This window comes from Pseudovibrio sp. WM33, from assembly GCF_001623165.1.
GTDB lineage: Bacteria > Pseudomonadota > Alphaproteobacteria > Rhizobiales > Stappiaceae > Pseudovibrio.
This window is the reverse complement of sequence record NZ_LMCK01000091.1, coordinates 18968-28588: the sequence shown is the minus strand read 5'-3', so window position 1 is coordinate 28588 and position 9621 is coordinate 18968. Positions and strand designations below refer to the sequence as shown.

Below are 9621 nucleotides of genomic sequence, written 5' to 3'. Positions count from 1 at the left end.
TAAATGATGATGCCGGATCAATTTTGAACGCTCATTGACAATCAGCGAGGAGAAACGCGCAAAAGCTCTCACAAAGCTCGCCAGAGAAACCGGTTACTCTGGTACTACTTGGATGTATCAACAGTCACCTATCAGTCAGAAATGCAGGGCGCAGGCTGGTTCGCAAATCTCGCTTACCGCTACCGCGGACGCGCAATCCTAGTTTCCGCTAAGGATGGCAAAATCCTCGCTACCTCAACCTGCAACGTTACTGATCATGCCGATTTAACTGATCTGGCTGAGAAAGGACAAAAGAGCGTAGACCGCTTCGCCAGAAACCTTGGTTACTCCTGCGCTGAACAGGTCATACAGAAAATCTTTTAGTATCGGAGCCGTTGGCATGAACACCACTAAACGCAACATGCCCTAAAATAGCAAACCCCGCCGAACATCTTCAGCGGGGTTCTTTTTTGCATATACCGAAGCATCCTAGGACATCTGAACGTCCATCACACCCGGCAGTGTCTTCAACGCGCCAGAGAGTTGTGGTGAGAGCTGATAGTTGCCCGGAAGTTTGACCTCTACTTCGCGCTGACCGTTATCCAGCAGCACAACACAACTCACCTCACCATCACCACCACGACGCAGCTGGCGTTGCAAGCTCTGGATTGGTTCGCTGGATCCCAGGAAGATCCGCAGGGTTCGATGCACCCTGCCCGCCACTTTCTCCAGCGGCTCTACCTGTGAAATGCGAACACTGACTTCTTCATCGCGCATATCTGCTTGCACCAAAAGCACAACAGATTGCCCCGGCTCCAACAGATCACGGCACTGGTTCAGTGTCTCAGAGAACATCACCGCTTCATACTGCCCGGTCGGATCAGAAATACGAACGATGCCCATCTGGTTGCCAGTACGGGTCTTACGCTCCTGCTTTGCCGTCACAGTTCCTGCAAGGCGCCCCGCTGAAGACCCAGCTTTCACAGAGCGTTCAAAATCCTTCCACAGCTGCACACGCAACTTGGTAAACAGCTCACGATACTCATCAAGCGGATGGGCGGAAATATAAAAGCCGACCGCTGCATATTCTTTTTGCAACCGTTCGGATGGAAGCCACGGATCCGTCGGATTGAGGATCAAAGACTCAGGCGCATTGTCTCCGCCAAAGAAGTCGTTTTGACCGGACGTCTTGTTCTGTTCTGTTCGCTGCGCCATGCCAATGATGCGATCCAAACCATCAAGCAACTGCGCACGGTTCGGATTAAGTTCATCAAATGCACCAGCGGCGATGAGGTTCTCGATTGTACGTTTATTGAGAACCTTTGGACTGATACGCGTCGCAAAATCACCCAGATCCTTAAACGGTTCATCTCCACGTACATCAACAATGTGTTCAACCGCCTGCTCGCCCACACCTTTGATCGCACCCATGGCGTAAACGATCTTGCCGTCCAGCACATCAAAATGCACACCGGATTTATTGACAGAAGGCGGCACAACCTCAATGCCCATACGCACCGCTTCTTGACGGAAGTCGCTCAACTTATCTGTATTGCCCAGATCAAGCGTCATGATGCCGGCGAGAAACTCAACCGGATAATTCGCTTTCAGCCATGCGGTTTGATAGGCCACAAGCGCATAAGCAGCCGCGTGGGATTTGTTAAAACCATAGTTCGCGAATTTGGCCACCAGATCGTAGATCATCCCGGCCTGATTTTTATCGACCTTCTGCTCAACCGCCCCCTCAACAAAGCGGGCGCGCTGGATCTCCATTTCGGCAGCAATCTTCTTACCCATCGCACGGCGCAGCAAATCCGCTTCACCAAGAGAGTAACCAGAGAGCACCTGAGCGATCTGCATCACCTGCTCCTGATAAACGATAATGCCGTTTGTTTCGATCAGGATTGGTTCCAGCAATGGGTGGAGATAGTCTGGTTCCTGCTCACCATGCTTCACAGCATTGTAGATCGGGATATTGTCCATCGGGCCCGGGCGATAGAGCGCCACCAGAGCAATGATATCCTCAAACCGGTCAGGCCGCATACCAGCAATCGCGCGGCGCATGCCCTGACTTTCCAGCTGAAACACGCCAACCGTCTCACCAGCAGCCAGAAGCTTATAGGTCGCGGGATCATCAATCGGTATTTCTTCGATCTTAACTTCAATGCCGCGCTTCTTGATGTGCGAAACCGCAGTATCAATCACCGTCAGCGTTTTCAGACCCAAAAAGTCAAACTTGACCAGACCGGCTGCTTCAACCCATTTCATGTTGAACTGAGCAACAGGCATGTCCGAACGAGGATCTCGGTAAAGCGGCACCAATTGCTCAAGCGGACGGTCCCCAATCACCACCCCCGCCGCGTGGGTGGACGCATGACGATAAAGGCCTTCCAGCTTCTGCGCCATTTTCAGCAGACGGTCGACAACTTCCTCCTGCTTGGCTGCTTCACGCAGCCGCGGCTCCTGCTCCAACGCCTCTGGCAGTGTGCACGGATTGGCCGGGTTGCCGGGAACCAGTTTACTTAGGCGGTCCACCTGACCATATGGCATCTGCAGAACACGGCCCACGTCGCGCAGCACCGCCTTGGCCTGCAGCGTTCCGTAAGTGATAATCTGTGCTACCTGCTCGCGGCCATACTTGCGCTGCACATACCGGATCACTTCTTCACGGCGGTTCTGGCAAAAGTCGATATCGAAATCCGGCATGGACACACGGTCCGGGTTCAGGAAGCGCTCGAACAGCAGGGAGAATCGCATTGGGTCCAGGTCGGTGATGGTCAGTGACCAAGCAACAAGCGATCCCGCACCGGAACCACGCCCCGGCCCCACAGGAATATCCTCGTTCTTCGCCCACTTAATAAAGTCCGCAACGATCAGGAAGTATCCAGGGAACTTCATGCGGATAATGATGCCAAGCTCATAATCCAGACGGTCCCAGTAATCTTTCTCTTCAAGGTCAGGTGCCAGCCCATGCAGATCGAGACGTGCCTGTAAGCCTTCCTTCGCCTGCCGCGTCAGCTCTTCCGCCTCAGCACGCTCCGCTTCGCTAGCATCAGCATCCGCACCAGCAAAGCGTGGCAGAATAGGATCTCGCTTCAACGGCCGATAATGACAGCGCCGCGCAATCGCCACAGAGTTCTCAAGTGCCTCCGGAAGATCGGAGAACAGCTCCATCATCTGCTCACGGGTTTTGAAGCAATGGTCCGGCGTCAGCTGACGGCGATCCGTCTCGACGAGAACACGACCTTCGGAAATCGCGATCAGTGCATCATGCGCTTCATAATCATCTGGATTAGGGAAATAAGCTTCGTTGGTCGCAACAATTGGAATATTCAGATCATAGGCAAGGTTCAGGAGCACAGGCTCAACATCCTCCTCGCCTTTCATATTGTGGCGCTGCAACTCCACATAAAGACGGTTGCCAAATGTGGCCTGCAAAACCTCTAGGCGAGACTTGGCAAGATCAACATGCCCCTCTCGCAGTTGCGAGTTAATCGGGCCATCACTCGCACCAGTCAGAACAATCAAGCCATCGGATTTATCCAACACACGTGAAAGAGGAACATTGGCTTTGAGCCCCGGCTCTGTATCAAGAAAGGCTCTTGATACAAGATCCATGAGGTTCTCATAGCCCCCTTCATTCACGGCAAGAAAAACCAGATCACTGACGGCTTCATCTCCCACTGCGTCAGGCTGATCATCAAAGGTCACCGATATCTGACAACCAATGACAGGCTGTATACCCGCGCCAAAAGCTTTTTCAGAAAACTCGAGCGCACCAAACAAGTTCCCGCTGTCAGTAATGGCCAGTGCCGGCTGCTCATCCTTGGAAGCCAGATCAAGCAGCTTTCCAATTGGGAGAGCTCCTTCCAGCAAAGAATAAGCCGAGTGAACACGGAGATGGACGAATCCTGGAGATGACATCTGGAGCCTTTTGGTTCGCAAGGTGTGTGCGACAGTAGCACCTCATTTGGAGGACCCAAAAGCAAAATGCAATTGTCTGGCAAATCGCACCACCGGTTATCCCGAGTTTCCCAACCTCTCTTCCTCAGTATTTTCTAAGGAAGCATCCGGGTCAGCGCATCACCCCACATCAGGCAGCTGCTTGCAAAAAGAACGATAGAACCGAATGCTGCTGCTTCACGAAGTACAAATGACATAACAAACACCCTTAATTTGAACCCTATTTGTATCTGTTACGTTCTATTAATGTTCTTATTATTTCAACCCTTAATTTGGCTGGGTCTAACTCATAGTTAATGAGTGGTATACGCATTAACTCTCCGACATCACCGTTCAAACACAGCAAGGCATTTCCCTCAGCAACTCAATAAGTTGCATAACCGGCCAGCGTTAACACGGCAGGTGAGCATCGCGGAACACCAGCCTCGCTTGAGCATTCAGACAGAGAGAACAACAGGCATCAAAACAAGAACATCTCCCCAAAACAAAAATGCCAGCGAACAGGTCGCTGGCATTTGATTCTCAATGGAACGCATTCTCATTTCCAATTTAAGGAAGCTCGACCACCTTGCCTTCGCGCAGCGTAATCCGCCGGTCCATTTGTTTTGCAATTTCCAGATTGTGGGTTGCCAGCAAGGCCGCCACACCAGACGCACGCACCAGTGCGGTCAGTGCCTCAAACACATACTGAGAGGTGTTCGGATCGAGGTTTCCGGTTGGCTCATCGGCCAGTAGAACACGCGGCGCATTGGCAACCGCACGCGCAATTGCAACACGCTGCTGCTCACCACCGGAAAGCTCTGCCGGACGATGAGTTTCACGCTCAGAAAGGCGCATATAAGAAAGCAACTGGCGTGCACGCTCTTCTGCATCATGACGTTTCAGTCCGCAAATCATCTGCGGCAGCGCAATGTTCTCAAGCGCAGTAAATTCTGGCAGCAACTGATGGAACTGGTAGACAAAGCCCACCTCGGTGCGCCGAATGGCAGTGCGCGCATCATCATTGAGCTTGGAACATTCCCGCCCGCCAATCAGCACCTCACCGCTCTGCGGCATTTCCAAAAGGCCAGCCAGATGCATCAGCGTAGACTTACCTGCGCCAGAGGGGGCCACGAGCGCAACCATTTCCCCTTCATAGAGGTTAAGGTCAGCGCCCTTCAGAATTTCCAGTTTGCTGTTGCCCTCAACATAACCGCGGACAACATTCTTCAAACTCAGAACAGGAACGCGTTCCTCACCCTTAAGCGAAACACCAGCAACCGGTTTTGTTGGTTTATTCATCATTCGTAGCGCAAAGCCTCAACAGGATCGAGCCGGGCTGCGCGCCAGGCAGGGTAAATCGTAGCAAGCAGGCTCAAGACCAAAGCCATAATAACAACACTGGTCGTCTCACTCGGATTCATTTCAGCCGGCAGCTTTGAAAGGAAGTAAAGCTCAGGCGAGAACAGCTCGGTCGAGGTCAACCAGGAAATCCCCTGACGAATGCTCTCAATGTTCCAGCACACCACAGTACCCAGAATAAACCCGGCAAACGTACCAATGGTTCCAATGCTGGCCCCCGTGATGATGAAGATCCGCATCACCGCACCGCGGGTAGCACCCATCGTACGCAGCACGGCAATATCACGGCCCTTATCTTTCACAAGCATGGTCATGCCGGAAATGATATTCAAAGCGGCCACAAGAACAATCAGCGTAAGGATCAGGAACATCACGTTACGCTCAACCTCAAGCGCTGAGAAGAACGTCATATTGCGCTGGCGCCAGTCAGAAACGAACACAGGCCGTCCAGCCTCTTCTTCAATGACAGGTCGCAGCGGACCAACAGCATCCGGGTCGTCTGCATAGACCTCAATGCCCGTCGCCAGACCTTCCTTATTGAAATAGAGCTGCGCCTCATTAAACGGCATGAAGGCAATCGTGCCATCATATTCGCTCATACCAATCTGGAAGATCGCGGAGACGGGATAGCCCTTCACCCGCGGGGTCATCCCCATCGGCGTGATGCTGCCACGCGGAGTAATCACGCGCACCGTATCACCAACAGTAACACCCAGCTGGCGAGCAAGGCGGGAGCCAATGGCGACACCTTCACCATCATCAAACCCATCCAGCGTTCCAAGCAAAACGTTCCCGGATACCAGATCCAGCTTATCAAGATCAGCCTTATGAACACCACGGAACAAAGCACCCAGATCAGCGCTTGGTCCGGAGATCATCGCCTGCCCTTCAACAAACGGCATAGCAAAATCAACACCGTCGATGCCAGCCAGCTTGACCGAGGTCGCCTCATAGTCATTGAGCGGGCTATCGATGGGCTGCACAAGGACGTGTCCGTTGATGCCAAGAATTTTGGTCAGCAGCTCCGTGCGGAACCCATTCATCACCGCCATAACTATGATCAGAGTTGCAACGCCCAAAGTGATGCCCAAAAAGGACAGACCGGCAATAATAGAAATGAAAGTTTCTTTGCGTCTGGAGCGCAGATAACGCCCTGCCAGCATCCACTCAAAGGGTGCAAACCACCGGTTTTTTCCGGGTTGAGCCGCCTGAATCTCTGCCGTCATACTAGACTATTCTCCGTTTCCGCCTGTTCAACTACCCCGTGGAATATAGGGAGCATGAAGAGCAAGTGCCATAAGCTCTGGCAAAAAGGCCCGGCAGCGGAAAGGCCGCCGGCACCTAACATACCATTGAAGCTACTGAGTTACCCCAAGCTTCGCTGATATCAGCCTTTTAAGGCAGAAATCAGTTTGTTGACAGCTGCTTCCGGGGTCAACATTTCGCGATCACCAGTTGCACGGTCTTTAACTTCCACTTCACCAGTCTTCAGACCACGAGGGCCAACAACCAGCTGATATGGAAGACCAATCAGATCCATACTTGCAAACTTCTGGCCTGCACTGGTCTTGCGGTCATCATAAAGAACTTCAACGCCAGCCTTTTCCAGCTCTGCGTAAACGCTCTCACAAACGTCATCGCACTCAGAACCAACCTTCATATTGATCAAACCAACATGGAACGGCGCAACTTCTTTTGGCCAGACAATGCCATCATCATCATGGCACGCTTCAATGATCGCGCCCAGCAAGCGGGACACACCAATGCCGTAGGAGCCCATGTGAACAGGCTGTTCCTTGCCTTCAGCAGTCATCACTTTCGCGCCCATAGGCTCGGAGTATTTGGTGCCGAAGTAGAAGATGTGGCCAACTTCGATACCGCGTGCAGAAACCTTCTTATCTTCTGCAACAGCCTCGAAGGCAGCTTCATCATGCATTTCATCAGTGGCAGCGTAAGGCGTGGTCCACTGCTCAATAATACCGGAAAGATCGCCATTAAAGTCGATGTCTTCAGCCGGTGTTGGCAGACCAAGGATGTCCTTATCAAGGAACACTTCGCTCTCACCGGTAGTTGCCAGCACAATGAACTCGTGAGACAGATCGCCGCCGATAGGCCCAGTGTCAGCCTTCATAGGAATTGCTGTCAGACCCATACGCGCAAAGGTACGCAGGTAAGCCACGAACATGCGGCGGTAGGCTTCTGTTGCCCGCTCTTTGTCCAGATCGAAAGAATAAGCATCTTTCATCAGGAACTCGCGACCACGCATCACGCCAAAACGAGGACGCACTTCATCGCGGAACTTCCACTGTATATGATAAAGGTTCAGCGGCAGGTCCTTGTAGGAGCGCACATAGCTGCGGAAGATGTCAGTAATCATCTCTTCATTGGTTGGGCCAAAAAGCATTTCACGCTCATGACGGTCCTCAATGCGCAGCATTTCTTTGCCGTATGCATCATAGCGGCCACTTTCGCGCCATAGGTCAGCAGGCTGAATGGTTGGCATAAGCAGCTGGACAGCACCGGAGCGGTTCTGCTCTTCTTCAACAATACGCTGAATCTTGTTGAGCACACGGTGGCCAAGCGGCAACCATGCATAAATCCCGGCTGACTGCTGACGGATCATACCCGCACGCAACATCAGGCGGTGCGATACGATCTCGGCTTCTTTCGGAGTTTCCTTCAAAATAGGCAGGAAATATCGGGACAAACGCATTAGTTTAACTCTTCAGGTTTTAAGGCACGCAAGCTCTGGCTCACCACCAAGCATCATTTCTATGTCTTCTTAGCAAGCAGAACGCCTGTTGTAACTGCCAACATGGCTATATGCCAATTTTCTAAGACATATTTCCCCATACACGCAGTTTTTTGCCTACACCTTTGGGTTCAGTTCACGGATTCTCCGAAAATTATAGCTAAAATTTTAGGCAAGCAAAAAATTACGGCGAATTGATACAAAATGATGACAAACTAATGTGATTACGTTAGTGTCTGTTCAACAATAAAAACAACACCCTTAAGCGGTGTTGCAAGGTATCGCGATCTTTAGTCTTGGGAGGAAGGTTCTCGGGCGCCCGTTTGGTTGCAGCCGGCACTCTACGCAAGTGCAAAGAGAACATTTAGACGCGGAACTCGTTCTAACAGCAAGGCTTCGGCCTTGCTTTTTTTTCGCCAATTTCTGCCGTTTCACTGAATGAAATTCTATGAATACCGCATTCAGTTTGCTCATATCAGCATACTCACCAGAACCTGAACACAGCAGGGACAAGTGTCTCTCCACCCCCCCCCTCTAAACGCAAAAAAGCGATTCCAGAGAATCGCTTTTTTGATACTTTATGGATTCGCTCTGTAACTCGCTGAGTTTACGCCACACAATTGATGTGCAAAACCAAAATCAGGAAGGAGCGTTGCCCATTAATTGATCAACAAGTGGAAACAGATGCGCGCCAAGGCCGGACTCAAGAAACCAATAGAAGGCAACGAACACAATTGTCGTTACAATCGTGTTGATGATCACTTTCTTCAGCATCTGAGGATTTTTGGGCGCGCTCTCAGTCGTTCCCGGAACCACTTCGCCCTCTTCCGCCTGGGTGCGAACACCAAACGGCAAAATGGCCAGAAACAAAATCCACCACATCATAAAGTAGAGTGCAACGAGTAGCGGCGTAGCCATAAATGTGCTCCTGGAACGTTCTTGTTTCTTCTGCGGCTGGTCACCTTACTGTTGTATCACAAAGCAACCAGCACACTACAGGTTTTTACCTACAAGAATTAGGCCCGAACCGAAAGCCTTCCAGTTTCCTCAAACCACAAGTCTTTCAAGGCGAACTTAAGCCTGTTCCAACTCGGTCAATGTTCCAAGGAAGTCTTTTGGGTGCAAGAACAACACCGGCTTGCCATGTGCACCAATCTTCGGCTCACCATCACCCAGAATACGGGCTCCATTGGCAACCAGCTGATCGCGCGCGGCAAGAATGTCATCAACTTCATAACAGATGTGATGGATACCACCTTGCGTGTTACGCTCCAGAAACTTGGAGATCGGAGAATTCTTGCCAAGCGGCTCCAGCAGCTCGATCTTCGTATTTGGAAGCTCGATAAACACGGTTGAAACACCATGATCCGGCTGTGCCACTTTCTCTGAGGCAATGCCGCCGAGTACATCACGATACACTTTCAGGCCTTCTTCCATATCCAACACGGCAATCGCGACGTGGTTCAATCGTCCAATCATGACGGTCCTCCCAATAACTCTTTGTTCTAGAGCGCGTTCCATTCGATTGCACACAATCAAATGACAAGAAGCTGCTCAAACAAAATGTCAGAGTACAGCACGTATCT

The 9621-nt window shown here is 51.4% G+C and carries 7 protein-coding genes; 1 reads left to right on the top strand and 6 read right to left on the bottom strand.

Annotated features, from left to right (window positions below; translation table 11 throughout):
• Positions 1 to 108: 108 nt before the first annotated feature.
• Entirely contained in the window at positions 109 to 363 is a 255-nt protein-coding gene (locus PsWM33_RS18145) for a hypothetical protein (protein ID WP_208994624.1), read from the top strand.
• Positions 364 to 468: 105 nt separating this feature from the next.
• On the opposite strand, the gene dnaE is transcribed toward PsWM33_RS18145, so the two are convergent.
• The 6 genes from dnaE to mce all read right to left on the bottom strand — a co-directional run bounded on the left by dnaE (position 469) and on the right by mce (position 9514).
• Complete coding sequence (gene dnaE / locus PsWM33_RS18140; protein ID WP_063301148.1) at positions 469 to 3903, bottom strand: DNA polymerase III subunit alpha; 3435 nt, start codon at positions 3901 to 3903, stop codon at positions 469 to 471.
• A gap of 588 nt (positions 3904 to 4491) precedes the next feature.
• Entirely contained in the window at positions 4492 to 5223 is a 732-nt protein-coding gene (locus PsWM33_RS18135; protein ID WP_063301149.1) for an ABC transporter ATP-binding protein, read from the bottom strand.
• Positions 5223 to 6509: a lipoprotein-releasing ABC transporter permease subunit gene (locus PsWM33_RS18130; protein WP_063301147.1), complete on the bottom strand. Its 1287-nt coding sequence runs from the start codon at positions 6507 to 6509 to the stop codon at positions 5223 to 5225. The genes PsWM33_RS18135 and PsWM33_RS18130 overlap by 1 nt, the downstream gene beginning before the upstream one ends.
• A gap of 161 nt (positions 6510 to 6670) precedes the next feature.
• A complete protein-coding gene (gene proS, locus PsWM33_RS18125; protein ID WP_063301146.1) occupies positions 6671 to 7996 on the bottom strand; it encodes a proline--tRNA ligase in 1326 nt (441 codons plus the stop codon).
• Positions 7997 to 8674: 678 nt separating this feature from the next.
• The gene (locus PsWM33_RS18120; RefSeq protein ID WP_057465597.1) at positions 8675 to 8953 is read right to left on the bottom strand and encodes a DUF1467 family protein; all 279 of its coding nucleotides are present in this window, start codon (positions 8951 to 8953) and stop codon (positions 8675 to 8677) included.
• Positions 8954 to 9109: 156 nt separating this feature from the next.
• Positions 9110 to 9514, bottom strand: a complete 405-nt coding sequence (gene mce / locus PsWM33_RS18115) for a methylmalonyl-CoA epimerase (protein ID WP_063301145.1) — start codon at positions 9512 to 9514, stop codon at positions 9110 to 9112.
• Positions 9515 to 9621 lie beyond the last annotated feature (107 nt).

Bases quoted from the DNA above. Each gene is read 5' to 3' on its own strand.
- dnaE (WP_063301148.1), bottom strand. From the start codon at position 3,903: ATGTCATCTCCAGGATTCGTCCATCTCCGTGTTCACTCGGCTTATTCT.
- PsWM33_RS18135 (WP_063301149.1), bottom strand. From the start codon at position 5,223: ATGAATAAACCAACAAAACCGGTTGCTGGTGTTTCGCTTAAGGGTGAG.
- PsWM33_RS18130 (WP_063301147.1), bottom strand. From the start codon at position 6,509: ATGACGGCAGAGATTCAGGCGGCTCAACCCGGAAAAAACCGGTGGTTT.
- proS (WP_063301146.1), bottom strand. From the start codon at position 7,996: ATGCGTTTGTCCCGATATTTCCTGCCTATTTTGAAGGAAACTCCGAAA.
- PsWM33_RS18120 (WP_057465597.1), bottom strand. From the start codon at position 8,953: ATGGCTACGCCGCTACTCGTTGCACTCTACTTTATGATGTGGTGGATT.
- mce (WP_063301145.1), bottom strand. From the start codon at position 9,514: ATGATTGGACGATTGAACCACGTCGCGATTGCCGTGTTGGATATGGAA.